This is a genomic window from Flavivirga aquatica (genome assembly GCF_001747085.1).
Lineage (GTDB): Bacteria > Bacteroidota > Bacteroidia > Flavobacteriales > Flavobacteriaceae > Algibacter_C > Algibacter_C aquatica.
In genome coordinates, this window is sequence record NZ_MDJD01000043.1 from 273,701 (window position 1) to 291,710 (window position 18,010).

Annotated in this window: 12 protein-coding genes and 1 riboswitch; of the genes, 10 read left to right on the top strand and 2 right to left on the bottom strand. The window is 31.9% G+C overall.

Going from position 1 to position 18,010, the window contains the following annotated elements; genetic code table 11:
- Nucleotides 1-6: 6 nt before the first annotated feature.
- The 7 genes from A8C32_RS10725 to A8C32_RS10755 all read left to right on the top strand — a co-directional run bounded on the left by A8C32_RS10725 (nt 7) and on the right by A8C32_RS10755 (nt 8,535).
- Nucleotides 7-1,200, top strand: a complete 1,194-nt coding sequence (locus tag A8C32_RS10725; RefSeq protein WP_069830415.1) for a glutamate-5-semialdehyde dehydrogenase — start codon at nt 7-9, stop codon at nt 1,198-1,200.
- Nucleotides 1,201-1,254: 54 nt separating this feature from the next.
- The gene (gene proB / locus A8C32_RS10730; RefSeq protein WP_069830416.1) at nt 1,255-2,016 is read left to right on the top strand and encodes a glutamate 5-kinase; all 762 of its coding nucleotides are present in this window, start codon (nt 1,255-1,257) and stop codon (nt 2,014-2,016) included.
- Nucleotides 2,017-2,025: 9 nt separating this feature from the next.
- Nucleotides 2,026-2,967: an N-acetylornithine carbamoyltransferase gene (locus A8C32_RS10735; RefSeq protein WP_069830417.1), complete on the top strand. Its 942-nt coding sequence runs from the start codon at nt 2,026-2,028 to the stop codon at nt 2,965-2,967.
- Nucleotides 2,968-3,149: 182 nt separating this feature from the next.
- Nucleotides 3,150-3,929 carry an acetylglutamate kinase gene (gene argB, locus A8C32_RS10740; RefSeq protein WP_069830418.1) on the top strand — a complete coding sequence of 260 codons (780 nt, stop codon included), beginning with the start codon at nt 3,150-3,152 and terminating at the stop codon, nt 3,927-3,929.
- A 1-nt stretch (nt 3,930) separates the two neighbouring features.
- Nucleotides 3,931-4,998, top strand: coding sequence for a M20 family metallo-hydrolase (locus A8C32_RS10745; protein WP_069830419.1), 1,068 nt, complete (start codon nt 3,931-3,933; stop codon nt 4,996-4,998).
- Nucleotides 4,999-5,109: 111 nt separating this feature from the next.
- Nucleotides 5,110-6,384, top strand: a complete 1,275-nt coding sequence (gene argH, locus A8C32_RS10750; protein ID WP_069830420.1) for an argininosuccinate lyase — start codon at nt 5,110-5,112, stop codon at nt 6,382-6,384.
- 333 nt (nt 6,385-6,717) lie between these two features.
- Nucleotides 6,718-8,535 carry a DUF885 domain-containing protein gene (locus A8C32_RS10755; protein ID WP_069830538.1) on the top strand — a complete coding sequence of 606 codons (1,818 nt, stop codon included), beginning with the start codon at nt 6,718-6,720 and terminating at the stop codon, nt 8,533-8,535.
- Nucleotides 8,536-8,901: 366 nt separating this feature from the next.
- On the opposite strand, the gene leuB is transcribed toward A8C32_RS10755, so the two are convergent.
- On the bottom strand, nt 8,902-10,020 hold the full coding sequence (gene leuB, locus A8C32_RS10760) for a 3-isopropylmalate dehydrogenase (protein WP_069830421.1): 1,119 nt from the start codon (nt 10,018-10,020) through the stop codon (nt 8,902-8,904).
- A gap of 46 nt (nt 10,021-10,066) precedes the next feature.
- Nucleotides 10,067-11,242, bottom strand: a complete 1,176-nt coding sequence (locus A8C32_RS10765) for a 2-isopropylmalate synthase (protein WP_083253321.1) — start codon at nt 11,240-11,242, stop codon at nt 10,067-10,069.
- 149 nt (nt 11,243-11,391) lie between these two features.
- Here A8C32_RS10765 and A8C32_RS10770 point away from each other — a divergent pair, with 149 nt between their 5' ends.
- The 3 genes from A8C32_RS10770 (at nt 11,392) to thrA (ending at nt 17,989) form a co-directional block, all read left to right on the top strand.
- The gene (locus A8C32_RS10770) at nt 11,392-12,942 is read left to right on the top strand and encodes a hypothetical protein (protein ID WP_069830422.1); all 1,551 of its coding nucleotides are present in this window, start codon (nt 11,392-11,394) and stop codon (nt 12,940-12,942) included.
- Between the two features lie 87 nt (nt 12,943-13,029).
- A riboswitch (SAM riboswitch) is annotated at nt 13,030-13,155 on the top strand.
- 119 nt (nt 13,156-13,274) lie between these two features.
- Nucleotides 13,275-14,549 (top strand): O-acetylhomoserine aminocarboxypropyltransferase/cysteine synthase family protein, encoded by a 1,275-nt coding sequence (locus A8C32_RS10775; RefSeq protein WP_069830423.1) that lies wholly within the window; start codon nt 13,275-13,277, stop codon nt 14,547-14,549.
- 41 nt (nt 14,550-14,590) lie between these two features.
- On the top strand, nt 14,591-17,989 hold the full coding sequence (thrA, locus tag A8C32_RS10780; protein WP_069830424.1) for a bifunctional aspartate kinase/homoserine dehydrogenase I: 3,399 nt from the start codon (nt 14,591-14,593) through the stop codon (nt 17,987-17,989).
- Nucleotides 17,990-18,010 lie beyond the last annotated feature (21 nt).

Below are 18,010 nucleotides of genomic sequence, written 5' to 3' on the forward strand. Positions count from 1 at the left end.
ATAAAAATGAACACATTATTATCCATAGAAAAAAGAAACGCTGTTTTACTAAAAATGGCTGTGCTTTTAGAGCAAGAACGCCAAGCGATAATTGCTATTAATAAAACAGATTTAGAGGCTTATAATGGCGATGATATTTCGATGTTTGATCGTTTAAAAGTAGACGATTCTAAAGTAGACGAAATGATTAAATCGGTAACACATTTAGCATCTCAAGAAGACCCTGTAGGTGTGGAGCGTTTTAGTTTTAAGCATGATAATGGCATGCAAGTTTATAATAAAACCGCATCATTTGGTACGGTTTTAATTATTTATGAATCTAGACCAGATGTAACAGTTGAAGCTGCTGGTATTGCTTTTAAATCTGGTAATAAAATATTATTAAAAGGCGGAAAAGAGTCGTTACGTTCTAACTTGAAAATTGTTGAGCTATGGCATCAAGCCTTAAAGGAAGATGATGCTTCAACAGATTGGGTGGAGTATTTACAATTTAACAGAACAGAAACTCAAGCCTTTTTAGAAAAACCAACGCAAAAAGTCGATTTAATTGTACCACGTGGTGGCGAACGTTTAATTGCTTTTGTAAAGCAACATGCTACCTGTCCTGTGATTATTAGCGGACGTGGTAATAACTTTGTGTATGTACATAAAGAAGCCGATTTAGATATTGCTTTAGATGTTATTCTTAACGGAAAATCAAAAATATCGGCCTGTAATGCGGTAGATAAAGTGTTAATAGATGAAAATTTACCTAATAAAGACGCATTTATAAAAAACTTGATTTCTAAATTGAAAGCGTCTAAGATCGCCATTTTAGGCGATGAGGCTACTTGCAAATTTGATGAGGTTACCCTTTTTGAGTCGGATGATATTTGGTACGAAGAGTTTTTAGATTATAAGATTGTTGTTGGCGAAATAGCATCTAACGCAGATACTATAGCTAAAATAAATAAATATTCTGGCGGACATTCATCTGTAATTGTAACAGGCAATGAAGCTGAAGCAAAGTTGTTTATGGAAAATGTAGATACGGCAGCAGTATACCATAATGCATCTACACGTTTTACAGATGGCGGTCAATTAGGGTTAGGAGGCGAATTAGCCATAAGTACAGATAAATTACACCAACGTGGTCCAATAGGATTACAGCATCTAGTTACTAATAAGTGGTATGTTCATGGTAACGGACAAATAAGATAACCCATAATGGGCATTTAAGGAATAAGCTCGTACTTGTCAATAGTCAATATAAAAATGAAAAAGAAACGCATATTACTAAAAATAGGATCTAATACACTTACCAAAGAAACCGATAATATTTCTAGAGGTAAAATAGAAGATCTTGCTAATCAAATAGCAAAGCTTCAAGATACCTGCGAGTTTATTATTGTAAGCTCTGGTGCTATAGCAGTGGCGAAACAGTTTGTGAAATTGGAAAGCAAGCAAAAAGATGTTTTTGTAAAGCAAGCCTTGGCATCTATTGGTCAGCCTCACTTAATTAGAATTTATCAAGAGATTTTTAGAGAATATGGGTTGCTAACATCGCAGTGTTTATTGTCTTATTCAGATTTTGAAAAACAAGAAAGTAAAACCAATATAGTAAACACTATAAACGTATTAGTTAATAATAATTACATTCCTATTATTAATGAAAACGATACCGTTGCAACCGATGAAATTAAATTTGGAGACAATGATAAATTAGGTGCGCTTACCGCATCGCTTTTAGAGGTAGATTTGTTTATAATAGCAACCAATACCAACGGTATTTATACCAAAACTTCTATGGAAAATGGTACGCCAGAAACAATAGAATTAGTTGAAGATTTAAGTAAATTAACCAAGCAAGTAGTAGACTCGAAATCGTCTCACGGTAGTGGCGGTATGCAGTCTAAAATTGAAGCGGCATTAGTAACAAAACAATCAAACATTGAAACTTGGATTGTAAACGGCTTAGAAGATCACTTTATAACCAATGCTTTTGATGATAAAATACCGTTTACTAAAATAAAATAAGAACAACACATGAAACATTACACATCCATACACGATATAGATAATATAAAGGCTTGGGTTGAAGATGCAAAAGCATTAAAGCAGGATCCTTTAAAGCATATAGAATTAGGAAAAAATAAAACCATTGGGTTGTTATTTTTTAATTCAAGTTTACGTACCCGTTTAAGTACACAAAAAGCAGCGTTAAATTTAGGAATGAATCCTATTGTGATGAATGTTTCGGGTGATGCTTGGGGAATCGAGTTTGGGGATGGTACAGTGATGAACGGTAATACGGCAGAGCATATTAAAGAAGCATCAGCAGTTGTGTCTCAATATTGCGATATTATTGCGGTGAGAGCATTTCCAACCTTAACCGATAAAGTGAAAGATGAAAGTGAGCATGTCATGAATTCTTTTAAAAAATATGCATCGGTGCCTATTGTAAGTATGGAAAGTGCTACAGGACATCCGTTACAAGGATTAACAGATGCTATTACTATAGCAGAACATACTAAAGTAACAAAACCAAAGGTTGTTTTAAGTTGGGCGCCACACATTAAAGCATTACCACATGCGGTAGCGAATAGTTTTGTACAAGCCATGCAAAAAATGGATGTGGAGTTTGTAATAGCAAACCCAGAAGGTTATAATTTAAGTCCAGAAATTACAGGAGATACACCAATAATACATAATCAAGAAGAAGCTTTTGCTAATGCAGATTTTGTATACACCAAGAATTGGAGTTCTTATAATGATTATGGTAAAGTATTAAATACAGACTCAAGTTGGACGATTACCAAAGATAAGTTAGGTGAAGCTAAATTTATGCATTGCTTACCAGTAAGACGAAATGTTGTGGTAGAAGATGCTGTTTTAGATAGCGATAGTTCATTAGTCATTGAGCAAGCCAATAATAGAACGTTTGCGGCTCAATTGGTATTGAAGAAAATATTAGAAAATAATAAGTAAAAAGTTAACGTCATTGCGAAAGAGGTACGATTGAAGCAATCTCTTTAATAGAAATAGATTACTTCGTCCTAAAAAAGACTTCTCGTAATGACAAACGACAATATTATATTATCAAGTAGAGCTGTCACACTGAGCACAGTCGAAGTGAATTAGAAGTACAGTATAAACTTAAGCTAAGATAAATGAAAGAAAAACTATCCATAGTAAAAATAGGAGGAAACATTATTGAAGACGAAACATCTTTACATGCATTTCTAAAATTATTTTCTAATTTAGAAGGTAAGAAAATTTTAGTGCACGGTGGAGGTAAGCGTGCTACGCATATAGCTTCTAAACTGGGCATAGAATCTAAGATGATTAATGGAAGACGTATTACAGATGCCGAAACATTAGAAGTCATTACTATGGTTTATGGTGGTTTAGTCAATAAAAATGTGGTAGCAAAATTACAAGCCTTAAATACCAATGCTATAGGTTTAACAGGTGCAGATATAAATAGTATTCAATCTGATAAAAGACCTGTAAAAGAGATCGATTTCGGATTTGTAGGCGATGTTAAAAAAGTAGCGCACGAGTCTATCGATAAATTAATTCAAGCCGATTTCACACCTGTTTTTTGTGCCATTACACACGATGGTAATGGGCAGTTATTAAACACCAATGCAGATACCATTACCTCGCAAGTCGCTGTTGGTATGAGTGCGTTATACGAAACATCGATTTATTATTGTTTTGAATTGAATGGTGTTTTAGAAGATGTAAACGATAAAAACTCGGTAGTAAAGCATATCGATTCAGAAAAATACCAAGACTTATTAAAGCAAGGTATAATTGCAGATGGCATGCTTCCAAAATTAGAAAACTGTTTTGATGCCTTACAAAACGGTGTAAATACTATAAATATGGGGAACACTTCAATGTTAACCCAAGAAAACGATAATTTTACAACCATAACCTTATAACATGACGCAACAAGAATTAACACAAGATGCGATATCACTTTTAAAAAAGCTGATAGAAACACAATCTTTTTCATCGGAAGAAGATGTAACCGCATCACATATTGAAGATTGGTTTAAACGTTATGATATAGATTTTAAACGCACACTTAATAACGTTTGGGCTGTTAATAAATATTTTGATGATAGTAAGCCAACGCTGTTGCTTAATTCACATCACGATACCGTAAAGCCAAATAATGCTTATACAAGAGATCCATTAAAAGCAGGTGTCGAAGATGGAAAGTTATATGGTTTAGGAAGTAATGATGCTGGAGGTTGTTTAGTTTCGTTAATAGCAACATTTACGCATTTTTACAATCAAAAAGATTTAAAATATAACTTGGTTATTGTCGCTTCCGCGGAAGAAGAAAGTAGTGGGCCAAACGGATTAAATAGTATGTTGCCTATTATTCCAAAAGTAGATGTTGCTATTGTTGGAGAACCTACATTAATGAATTTAGCAGTTGCCGAAAAAGGTTTGGTGGTTTTTGATGCTGTTATTGAAGGTACACCAAGCCATGCAGCACATCCAAACGATAATAATGCCATTTATAATACCATTGAAGCTTTGCAATGGTTTAAAGACTTAAAATTTGAAAAAAGCTCTGAAGCTTTAGGAGATGTGAAGTTAACAGTCACTCAAATTAATGCAGGTAAGCAACATAATGTGGTACCAGCAGATGTTAAATTAGTGATTGATGTTCGTGTTAATGATGCATACAGCAATGCAGAAATTGCAGAGTTTTTACAAGAAAATGCACCATGTAAAAGTATTACACCACGTAGTTTACGTTTAAATTCGTCATCCATTCCAGTAGATCACGATTTGGTAAAAGCAGGTATTGCTATGGGGAGAACCACTTATGGGTCGCCAACATTATCAGATCAAGCAGTATTATCATGTCCAAGTTTAAAATTAGGACCAGGAGATAGTACACGCTCACATTCAGCCGATGAATTTATTTATGTAAGTGAAATAGAAGAAGGGGTGGGGATTTATATTGAATTGTTGAATCGGGTGATTGTATAATACATTGATTACTGTTAAGAAGATAGTAATCTATTAAAATATATAATGAATTGTTAGATCTAGTAATAGACTAAACAATTCAACAAATAAACAAATAAACATTTTTAAGAAATGAAACTCTGGGACAAAGGTATATCAATAGATAAAAAAATAGAACAATTTACAGTTGGAAACGACAGGGAAATAGATATTCATATAGCAAAGTACGATGTAATAGCTTCTAGAGCACATGCTAAGATGCTTCAAAAAATCGGAATTATTTCTGTTGAAGAATTAATTGATTTATTAGGAGGTTTAAAAGTTTTAGAAACACAAATTGAAAACGGAACATTTGTTATAGATGAGCAATTTGAAGATGTACATTCTAAAATAGAATTCGAACTTACAAAGTCTTTAGGAGAAGTTGGTAAAAAAATCCATACAGCACGTTCTAGAAACGATCAAGTTTTAGTAGCACTTAATTTATATTATAAAGATCATTTAAGTATTGTAAAAGAAAAAACGCAAACACTTTTTGATACGCTTTTAAGCTTAGCCGATAAGTATAAAGATAAAGTGTTGCCAGGATATACACATTTACAAGTAGCTATGCCATCATCTTTTGGTTTATGGTTTTCTGCCTATGCAGAACTTATGATTGATGATGTGTATTTATTAAATGCAGCCATAAAAACGGTAGATCAAAATCCGTTAGGATCGGCAGCGGGTTATGGAAGTTCTTTTCCAATAGATCGGGAATTGACTACTAAAGAAATGGAATTTGCAACCTTAAAATATAATGTGGTAGCAGCACAAATGGGTAGAGGTAAAAACGAGCGTACTATTGCGGCAGCGCTTGGAGGTTTAAGTAATACTATGGCGCGTTTTGCTATGGATGTATGTTTGTATATGAGTCAGAATTTTGGTTTTATATCTTTTCCAGACGAGTTAACTACAGGGAGTAGTATTATGCCTCATAAAAAGAATCCAGATGTGTTCGAATTAATTCGAGGGAAGTGTAACAAAATACAAGCTTTACAAAGCGAAATGATTTTAATTACTAATAATTTACCAAGTGGTTACCATAGAGATTTTCAGTTGTTAAAAGAAAATATCATAGCTGCTTTTGAAGAAATAAAAGATATTCTAGATATTTTTAATTATTCAATTCAGCAAATTATTGTAAAAGACGTCGATATAAACAGTGATTTATATAAATACTTATTTACTGTAGATAATATTAATACACTAGTTGTAGAAGGGCAGAGTTTTAGAGAAGCTTATCAAAAAATTGGTGGTCAAGTACAGGATGGTACTTATGTTCCAGATACCTCTAAAAAACATACACATGTAGGGAGTATTCATAATTTGTGTTTGGATAAGATTAGGGATAAGTTTCCAGAATAAGTTCTTTTGTTGGTATAGATATTAATGGCTATATGCTATTTAAAAAACCCCTTATTTAAGATCTGATCTTAAATAAGGGGTTTTTACATATAAAATTCATTCTAATTTTATATGTAAAATCCTATTTAATCCTTGAGTGATGAGCTTTGTATGAGACGAGTAGAGTCTTCATAATAATTTATTAATTTCTTTTTTATGGAGTAAGTATAATTGTTTCTTAAACCTTGTTTTGACAATATGCTCCCTTTATCGTTAGTCTTATTAATTTGATTTTATAATAAAAAGCGCTTAATTTGTTTGTTATCAATTAAAAACTGCAAACCAAATCAAGCTATGGCCTTAAAAAATCTTTTATCAATCGTTCTTATTATAACACTCTTTAGCTGCAAACAAGATCATTCGAAGAAACCAGAAATAAACAACATAGATTCTAACGAAATTACTCGATTAAATCAGTGGTTTGATACTGTTTTCGAACGTAATTTGATGGATTCACCTCAAATGTTATCTCGATTAGGAAGGAAGGATAGACAGAGTGAATTGAATGATATTTCAGAAGCTTTTCGATTAAAAAATATAGAAACAGCAAAATCAGATTTGGCAGATTTGCTAAAATTTGATACCACTAAATTAGATCAGTCAACACACCTGTCGTACAGATTATTCAAACAAAATTTAGAGCGACAAATAGCTTACGCGAAATATAATCATTATACATATCCTGTAAATCAAATGCGAGGTTTACAATCCAGCATTCCTGCTTTTATGATAAATATGCATAAAGTAGAAAACAAAGAAGACGCTTTAGCTTATGTTAACAGATTACGAGCTGTTAAACCTTTATTTAAAGAACTAATTATTAATTTAAAAATAAGAGCAGATAAAGGTATTATAGCACCTAAGTTTGTGTTTGCTCATGTTTTTAACGATTGCCAGAATGTTATAGGAGATTCTAATATTAGTAACAGTCTTTTTGTAAAAGATCTAACAAGTAAGTTGGAGAATATTGATTTGAGAGAAGATGAAAAAGCGCAAATCATAGCAGATGCAGAATTAGCAGTGAAAGATAATGTTGTAGTAGCTTATAAAAACTTGATTAGCTATTTAAAGGAATTAGAGCAAAAAGCAACAACCGATGCGGGAGTATGGAAATTTAAAGATGGCGCAAATTTTTACAAATATAGATTAGAAGAAATTACAACAACAAAGTTAACAAGCGACGAGATTTTTAACTTAGGAATAACAGAAGTAGCAAGAATTCATGATGAAATGAAATCCATTATGAAGACCGTAAATTTTAAAGGGTCTTTACAAGATTTTTTTAAGTTTATGAAAAACGATAAGCAGTTCTATTATGAAGATGGTCAAGAAGGAAAAAATAAAATGCTTGAAGGATATCAAACTATTGTAGATAGTATGGAATCTAGGTTAGATGAGGTGTTTTTTACAAAACCTAAAGCTAGAATGCAGGTAAAGGCTGTTGAAGAATGGCGAGAACAATCTGCTGGAAAGGCATTTTATCAAAGAGGAACACCAGATGGTAAACGTAAAGGCACATTTTATGCGAACTTATATAAAATGGCAGATATGCCTATTTACGAAATGGAAGCCTTAGCATACCATGAAGGTATTCCAGGACACCATATGCAAGGCAGTATTTCTCAGGAACTAACCGATTTGCCAAAATTTAGAAAATATTCGCATTATACAGCTTATAGTGAAGGTTGGGGTTTATATTGTGAATTATTACCTAAAGAAATGGGGTTTTATGCAGATCCATATTCCGATTTTGGAAGACTAGCGATGGAAGTATGGAGAGCTTGCCGTTTAGTAGTAGACACTGGAATTCATGAGAAAAAATGGACAAGAGAACAAGCCATTCAATATTTAATGGATAATACACCAAGTTCTAAAAATGGATGTACTAAAGCTATAGAGCGTTATATTGTTATGCCAGGTCAAGCGACAGCTTATAAAGTGGGTATGTTACATATTTTAAAAATGAGAGAAAAGGCAAGAAAAGCATTAAAAGAGCAGTTTGATATACGAGAGTTTCATGATATATTTCTTCGTTCTGGAGCTGTACCGCTTAATATTTTTGAAGAAAATATTAATAACTGGATTTTATCCAAAACAGAAATTAGAAAATGAAATCATCCAATATCTATTAATTGGTTAATGAAGGAGCAGAGTTTAATAACTTTTTTGATAGAAAAATACGAGGACTAAAAGATAAATGGAATCATGTTGTAACTGATGATTTAGCAATAATTAGAATAAAGTTATAGTATGAATTTGTGATTTTTGTAAATTGACTATTAAATAAAACCATGTTTTTAGCGTAAGGGGTTGAAATGAAAACCCTTTTTTTGAGGTACGAGAAAAAATATAATACTATAGTTTGACCCTTTGGGTTACGCCCAAATTATTAAGCATTAAAAAGCGCATTGTTTACAATGCGCTTTTATGGACTCTTCCAAAAGTTTCGTTTAATTTGTTGGTGACTAACTCAAATAATTAAATAATCGTGGATTGTCCTAGATGTATATTGGTAAAATTTAAGTTGGTTTCATCTGGATTATGAATAAAATCTTCAATGAAATCGCCTACTTTTGTAGTACTTATATTATCGTATTTTGTATTTAAATCTGGTGTTGTTATGTGTAGCTTTAAGGATTTATCTACACCTTCTCTTATACGTGCAGCTTCGTCGTATAAGCCAAAATGGTCTAATAACATAGCGGCAGATAAAATGGAAGCAATAGGGTTTGCTATACCTTTATTTGCAGATTTTGTATAAGCGCCATGAATGGGTTCGAACATGGCATGTTTTTCTCCAATTGAGGTCGATGCTAATAGACCTATTGAGCCTACTATAACACTTGCTTCTTCTGATAAAATATCTCCAAACATGTTTTCTGTTAAAATAACATCAAATTGTCTAGGGTTAATAATAAGCTCCATAGCAGCATTATCTATAAATAAATAATCTAGCGTTACTTTAGGGTATTGTGGTTCTAGTTCTTGAACCACTCTACGCCAAAGTCTTGAGCTTTCTAGAACATTAGCTTTATCTACTAATGTTAGTTTGCCTTTTCTAGCTTCTGCTGCTTGAAAAGCTGCATGTGCTACACGTTCTATTTCATGACGTGAATACTGGCATATATCTGAAGCGGTATTGCCATCTTCACTTAGTTTCTTTTCACCAAAATAAATACCTCCAGTTAATTCTCTATAAATAAGAATATTGGTGTCTTTTATTTGTTTTATTTTTAATGAGGATTTGGTAAGTAAATCATCATAAGCAATAATAGGTCTAATATTTGTGTGTAAATCAAGTTTTTTACGAATACCTAAGAGACCTTGTTCTGGTCTTATTTTAGCATTAGGATCTATGTCGTATTTGGTGTCTCCTATAGCTCCAAATAAAATAGCATCTGCTTTTTTACAGATATTAATAGTTTCTTCTGGTAACGGGTTATCTGTTTTGTCTATAGCTATTGCTCCAACTAATCCGTTTTGGAAAGTAAATACATGGTTAAACTCCATAGCTATAGCTTTCAAGGCTTTAACGGCTTGAGCTGTAACTTCTGGACCTATACCATCGCCTGGTAAAACGGCAATATTTAATTTCATTTATTGTTTTAATTAAAACCTATAACCTAAGTTATAGGTAATTTATTTAAGCAGAAGTAATTTCGTTATATACTTTGCTGTTTTCTATTATATAATGAATATCTGAATCGATAATCTCTTTCTTTTTGTCGGCAAAATCTAAGAAATTCACATAAATTTCGTCCAACTGAAGTTTTGTTAATTCGTATCCAATATTTTTTGCTCTATATGCTAATGCTGCTCTACCACTTCTTGCAGTAAGTACAATAGCAGATTCGGTAACACCTACATCTTTTGGGTCTATAATTTCGTAAGTTTCACGATTTTTAATGACACCATCTTGATGAATTCCAGAACTATGCGCAAATGCGTTTGCACCTACAATAGCTTTGTTTGGTTGCGTGTAAATGCCCATGCTATCTGATACTAGTTGGCTTAAGCCATAAAGCATTTCTGTTTTAATTCCAGTATCTAAATTTAAATATGGGTGTTGTTTTAAAATCATAACAACTTCTTCTAAAGCTGTATTTCCTGCACGTTCACCAATACCATTTATAGTACATTCAATTTGTCTTGCACCATTTATTACACCTTCAATAGAGTTAGCTGTAGCTAAACCTAAATCATTATGACAATGACAAGATAGAATAGCTTTGTCAATACCTTTTACATTTTCTTTTAAGTACTTAATTTTGGCACCGTATTCACTTGGTAAGCAATATCCAGTAGTATCTGGAATATTTAAAACAGTTGCACCTGCTTTAATAACAGCTTCACAAACACGCGCTAAATATTCGTTGTCTGTTCTACCTGCATCTTCGGCATAAAACTCAACGTCTTCAACAAATGACTTAGAATAACTTACAGCTTTAACTGCACGTTCGATAATGTCTTCTTGATTAGACTTAAATTTAAACTTTATATGAGATTCTGAAGTTCCAATACCTGTATGTATTCTTGGTTTTTTTGCATATTTTAATGCTTCACCTGCTACTTTTATATCATTTTCAACAGAGCGCGTTAAACCACAAACTGTCGCATTTTTTACAATTTTAGAAATAGCTTGAACAGATTGGAAATCACCAGGACTTGAAACAGGAAAACCAGCTTCAATAATATCAACACCTAAATAATCGAGCTGTTCAGCAATGATTAATTTTTGCTCGGTATTTAACTTGCAACCTGGAACTTGCTCTCCATCTCGAAGAGTAGTGTCAAAAATTTGGACGTGATTATCAGACATTTCTTTAGAATAAATTTTTGTATTGTTATACGAATTTATATTTTGGTTTCGTAATTGGAGAATTAATCATGCTCTTTTTACGATGTTTAACTTCATGATTAAGTATTTAAGGCATTGATAATCAAAAAAATAACACTGTTTCTGTAACTATGACAAGAGAGCAAAAAGATAATTTGTTTGTGCTAATAAAGTCACTATCCAAATCTGAAAAGAGGCAATTTAAGCTTTATGTAGGACGATTGGGGGTAAATGAAGATTCTAAATTTTTGATGCTTTTTAATATTCTTGATAAGCTTGGAGTGTATGATGAAGCAGTGATTTTAAAAAAGGGTATTGTGAAAAAACAACAGCTCTCAAATTTAAAAGCACACTTGTATAAACAAATTCTTATTAGTTTACGATTAAATCCATCGCACCAAAATGTTAGAATTCAAATTCGAGAACAATTAGATTTTGCTTCTATACTATATCATAAAGGACTTTATAAACAAAGTTTAAAAATTCTTGATAAAGCCAAAAGTTTAGCTATAGCTAATGAAGAAAAAAATGTAGCTTATGAAATTGTTGAGTTTGAAAAAATAATAGAATCTCAATATATAACGCGTAGCCTTAATAATAGAGCAGATGAGCTTTCTGTACAAGCAAAAGAATTAAGTCAACAAAATGTATTAGCAAGTAAACTTTCAAATTTATCATTACAATTATATGGTTTGTTTTTGAAAACAGGTTATGTGAAGAATGATGCTGAAAATAAGCGTGTCACCGAATATTTTAATGCCAGATTACCAAAGTATAATATAAACACATTAGGCTTTCGTGAAAAATTATGGTTATACAAAGCACATTTATGGTATAGTTTTTTAACTCAAGATTTTTTATCATGCTATAAATATGCTTCGAAGTGGGTGGATTTATTTTATAAAAATAAAGACATGATTATTTTAAACCCTGTATTCTTTTTAAGAGGGAATCATTATTTATTAGAAGCGTTGTTTTATTTAAAGCAGTATAAGAAATTTAAAGAAACATTGGAGAAGCTAGAAACCATTGAGAAAGAAGATTGGTTTCCTAAAGACGACAATATTGACGGCTTAGCATTCTTGTATATTTACAATAATAAATTTAACCTTCATTTTATTGAAGGTAGTTTTGATGAAGGTTTGCCTCTAATAGATGAGGTTTTAGAGCGTTTAAAAAATTATAAAGATCGTATAGATGAACATCATATTATGTTATTTTATTATAAGATAGCAAGTATGTATTTTGGTGCAGGAGAAAATAAAAAATGTATTAATTTCTTAGAAAAAATAATTAGCAATAAATCATTACAAATGCGTGAAGATTTATTATGTTTTTCAAGAATATTGAATTTAGTAGCGCATTATGAAGCTGGTTTAGATTATAATCTTGATGTTTTAATTAGAAGTACCTATAAATTTTTAATTAAAATGGAAGATTTGTATGAGGTGCAGAAGGAATTTATTAAATTTTTAAGAGGCTTAGGAGATATTTATCCACATGAAGTTAAGAATGAATTCATTAAACTCCATAAGAAATTAAAAGAGTTTGAAAACGATCCATATCAAAGTAGAGCTTTTTTATATTTAGATATTATTTCGTGGTTAGAGTCTAAAATTCAAGATAGACCCATAGGGCTTGTTATTAGAAATAAATTTCATGCTAATTTAGTTGGTAAATAATTTTTTGTGAAATTTTAGTTAAAAAATTTGGATATTAACTTTTTCTAACTGAATATTTGCATTCACAAAGTTCAAAAACTTACTGAAATGTTATCAAGAAAGGTGGAGGGATTAGACCCGATGAAGCCTTAGCAACCCTTTAAACTTATTAAAGAAGGTGCTAAATTCTACTTGAATTACCGATTCATTTATCGGTGTTTGGATAGATAACCTAAAAAATTACTTTCTGTAATTTAAAGATTTCTTTATAACATTTTTCTAATAAGTACACTGTAGAAGTGCATTTTGACTTTTGAATTAATGTATTTTTATTAACTCAAAAAACTAGAAAAATGAGTACAAAAAAATTAGCAACAGACGCATTACATGCAGGGCATGATTTTAAAGTAAATGGAGGTACTAGAGCAGTTCCTATTTATCAAACAACATCTTATGTTTTTAATGATTCGGATCATGCAGCAAACTTATTTTCGTTAAAAGAACTAGGTTTTATTTATACAAGGTTGAACAATCCTACAAATGATATTCTGCAACAGCGTTTAGCAACTTTAGAGGGAGGTGTAGGTGCTGTAGTTTTTGCATCAGGGACTTCGGCTATTTCAACAGGTTTACTAACTTTGTTAAAAGCAGGGGATCATATTGTAGCTTCTAGTAGTTTGTATGGGGGTACTTATAATTTATTGAAAGTAACTTTACCGAGATTAGGTATTACAACGACATTTGTAGATGCTTCTAATCCAGAAAGCTTCGCAGCAGCAGTACAAGACAATACACGTGCATTTTTTGTTGAATCTTTAGGGAATCCAAAATTAGACGTTTTAGATCTTGAAGCTATTGCTGAGCATTCAAAAGCTGCAGATGTACCATTTATTGTAGATAATACGGTAGCTACTCCAGCATTATTAAACCCGATTAAACATGGAGCAAATATTGTTATCCACTCATTAACTAAATATATTGGTGGCCATGGAAGCTCACTAGGAGGCGCTATAATTGATGCGGGTACTTTTAATTGGGCTAATGGAAAATTTCCCGAGTTTACAGAACCATCGGCAGGATATCATGGTTTAGTATATCATGAAACGTTAGGTGCTGCTGCTTATACTTTTAAATTAATTTTAGAAGGATTAAGAGATTTTGGTGGCGCTTTGAGTCCATTTAATGCCTTTCAAATTATTCAAGGGTTAGAAACCTTGCCAGTTAGAATTAAGCAACACAGTGAAAATGCTTTAGAATTGGCAAAATGGTTAGAAACTCAAGATGAGGTTGCTTGGGTAAATTATCCAGGGTTAGAAAGTAGTAAATATAAGGCTTTGGCCGATAAGTATTTATCAAAAGGACAAAGTGGAATTGTTACCTTTGGTACAAAAGGAGGGTATGATGCAGGAAAAGCTATAGCAAATAATACAAAGTTGTTTTCATTGTTAGCTAATATAGGGGATACAAAATCGCTTATTATTCACCCTGCAAGTACAACACACCAACAATTGAATGCTGCAGAACAAGAATCTGCAGGTGTGACAGCAGATTTAATTAGATTGTCTGTTGGCATTGAAGATATAGAAGATTTAAAGGCCGATTTAAAAGCGGCTTTTGCTACTATTTAATATTATTATATCTAGTAACGTATTCAGAAAAAAATAAATAATTGGAACATCCATTACAACATATCATTATCAAAGACTTTACCACAGAGAGTAAAGTTATTAATTCTGAAATAAAACTAAGTTATCAGCTTTTTGGAAAAGCTTTAGGTAGTGCTCCTTTAGTCTTGGTTAATCACGCGCTTACGGGAAATAGTGAAGTTGCAGGAGAAAATGGCTGGTGGAAAGATTTAATAGGAGAAGACAAGGTTATAGGTACAAATCTATACACCGTTTTAGCATTTAATATTCCAGGTAATGGTTATGATGGTTTTGTTATTAATAACTACAAAGATTTCGTGGCTAGAGATATTGCAAGTCTTTTTTTAATAGGCTTAGAGCAATTAAATATAGAAAGTGTTTTTGCTACAGTTGGCGGTTCTTTAGGAGGAGGTATTGCTTGGGAAATGGCAGTTTTAAAACCTAATTTTACAGAGCATTTGGTAGTTGTTGCAACCGATTGGAAATCTACCGATTGGTTAATTGCTAATTGCCAAATTCAAGAGCAATTCTTGTTAAATTCTAAAAACCCAGTGCACGATGCTAGAATGCATGCTATGTTATGTTATCGCACACCAGAGTCTTTTAAAGAACGTTTCCATAGATCTAAAAATGAAGATTTAGAAATTTTTAATGTTGAAAGTTGGTTGTTGCATCATGGAAATAAATTGCAAGAACGTTTTCAATTGTCTGCTTATAAATTAATGAATCAATTACTCAAGACCATTGATGTAACTAAAGGCAGGGAAGAAGATTTTAATGTATTAGATAATATTCAGGCAAACATTCATATTGTGGGTGTCGATTCCGATATGTTTTTTACAGCAGAAGAAAATAGAGAAACACATAAACAGCTCGCATTAACGCATCATAATGTCACTTATAATGAGATACATTCTGTACATGGGCATGATGCTTTTTTAATAGAATACGAGCAACTAGAAAAAATAATTGAAGGGATTTTTGTACCCAGTTCAAAAAGAAAACGCATGAAAGTATTAAAGTTTGGAGGTAAATCTCTGGCAAATGGAAAAGGATTAAATACAGTCCTTTCAATTATAGAAAATAAAGTAAAAGCAGGAGAGCGTGTAAGTGTAGTGGTGTCTGCAAGAGGTTCTGCAACAGACGATCTGGAAGTTATTTTAGGTAAGGCTATAAAAGGGGAACCGTATCAAGAAGCTTTAGAAGCCTTTAAAACATATCAAGCAGAACCACTAAAAACAATAGATTTTTCTGAAGAGTTTACAACCTTAGATAAGCTGTTTGAAGGTGTTAGTTTATTAAGAGATTATAGTAAGAAAACAAAAGATAATATTTTAGCACAAGGCGAATTATTATCTATTAAATTGATTTCAAGCTTACTTAATGAGCGAGGTATAGAAGCAAAAGCTACAGATGCTAGAGTATTAATAAAAACAGACGAAGCTTTTGGTAATGCACAACCGTTATCAAAATTATCTAAAGAAAATACTAAAGCATACTTTAAAGAAAATGAGGGTGTTGTAAATGTAGTTACGGGGTTTATAGCTTCTAATTTAAAAAACGAAACCACAACACTAGGTAGAAACGGAAGTAACTATACCGCAGCTTTAATTGCTAACTATTTAGATGCTGAAGAACTACAAAATTATACACATGTAAATGGTATTTATACAGCAAATCCAGATTTGGTTGTAGATGCTCAAAAAATTAGAGAGTTGTCATTTAGTGAAGCTAATGAGTTAGCTAATTTTGGAACTTCAGTTTTGCATGCAAAAACCATTATTCCGTTAGTAGAAAAAAATATAAACTTACGAATATTAAATACGTTTAATGCAGAAGACGAAGGTACATTAATAACCGCTAAACCAAGTACCAAAGAAGTAACCTCGTTATCCATATTAGATAATGTGGCACTATTGAATTTAGAAGGGCGAGGTTTATTAGGTAAAATTGGTGTAGATGCTAGAATATTTAAAGCCCTAAGTAATTACGGAATTAGTGTTAGTATTGTATCCCAAGGCTCTTCAGAGCGAGGCATAGGTTTAATTATAGATGCAGATCAAGCAACACAAGCAGTTATAGCGCTTGAGCGTGAATTTGAAAGTGATTTTTATTCGCAAGACGTAAATAAAATAGATGTTGTAGACGATGTAGCAGTAATTTCTATTGTAGGTATCGAATTAAGTTCATTTCATAAACCATTTAATGCTTTAATTAAAAACCAAATAACACCATTATTATTCAATAATACAGTAACAGGAAAGAATGTAAGTTTAGTAGTTAAAAAAGATCAATTACATAAAGCAGTAAATGTTATTCACGGTGAAGTGTTTGGGATTTCTAAGAAAATAAACATAGCTATTTTTGGCCATGGAGGTGTTGGAGGCGCGTTAATTAATCAGATTTTAAAATCTAAAGACGATATAGAAAAGCGTAAAGGCATCAATTTAAATGTTTTTGCCATCGCTAATTCAAGAAAATTACTTTTAAATAAAAATGGTGTAGAAACTAATTGGGAAGACGCTATAAAATCTACATCTCAAACAAGTTCAATACAAGATATTATTGCTTTTGCTAAAGAAAATCATTTAGAGAATTTAATAGCAGTAGATAATACAGCAAGTGCTACATTTTATCAAGATTATATAGCGTTGGTTGAAGCTGGTTTCGACTTAGTATCGTCTAATAAAATAGCAAATACTATTTCTCATGAATTCTATAAGAATTTAAGAGTACAGTTAAAAGAACATAATAAACAGTATTTATACGAAACCACAGTTGGTGCAGGTTTACCGCTAATTGATACGATTAAATTATTACACGAATCTGGAGAAAATATAACAAGAATTCGAGGCGTGTTTTCTGGAACCCTAAGCTATTTGTTTAATAATTTTTCTGTTGAAGATAAACCGTTTAGTGAAATTGTTCAAGAAACTGTTGATAAAGGTTTTACAGAGCCAGATCCTAGGGAGGATTTTTCAGGAAACGATGTTGCTAGAAAATTACTAATTTTAGCAAGAGAATTAGATTTGCAAAATGAGTTTGAAGATGTAGAAGTTCAGAATTTAATTCCAGAAGCCTATCAAAACATATCTGTAGATTCGTTTTTAAAACAATTAAATGTTTTAGATGATGAATTTCAGAAAATAAAAGAAGGACAAGAAGAAGGACATGTGTTGAGGTATGTTGGAGATTTATCTGGAGATTTATCTCAAGACAAAGGAAATTTAGAAGTTAAATTAGTATCTGTACCTAATGATAGTACTTTAGGGCAAATAAAAGGATCTGATGCTATTTTTGAAATATTCACAGAATCTTACGGAGAACAACCTATAGTTATTCAAGGCGCTGGTGCAGGAGCAGAAGTAACAGCAAGAGGTGTATTTGGAGATATATTAAGGCTCTCTAAGCATATTAATTAATAAAATATTTAATAAAAAAAT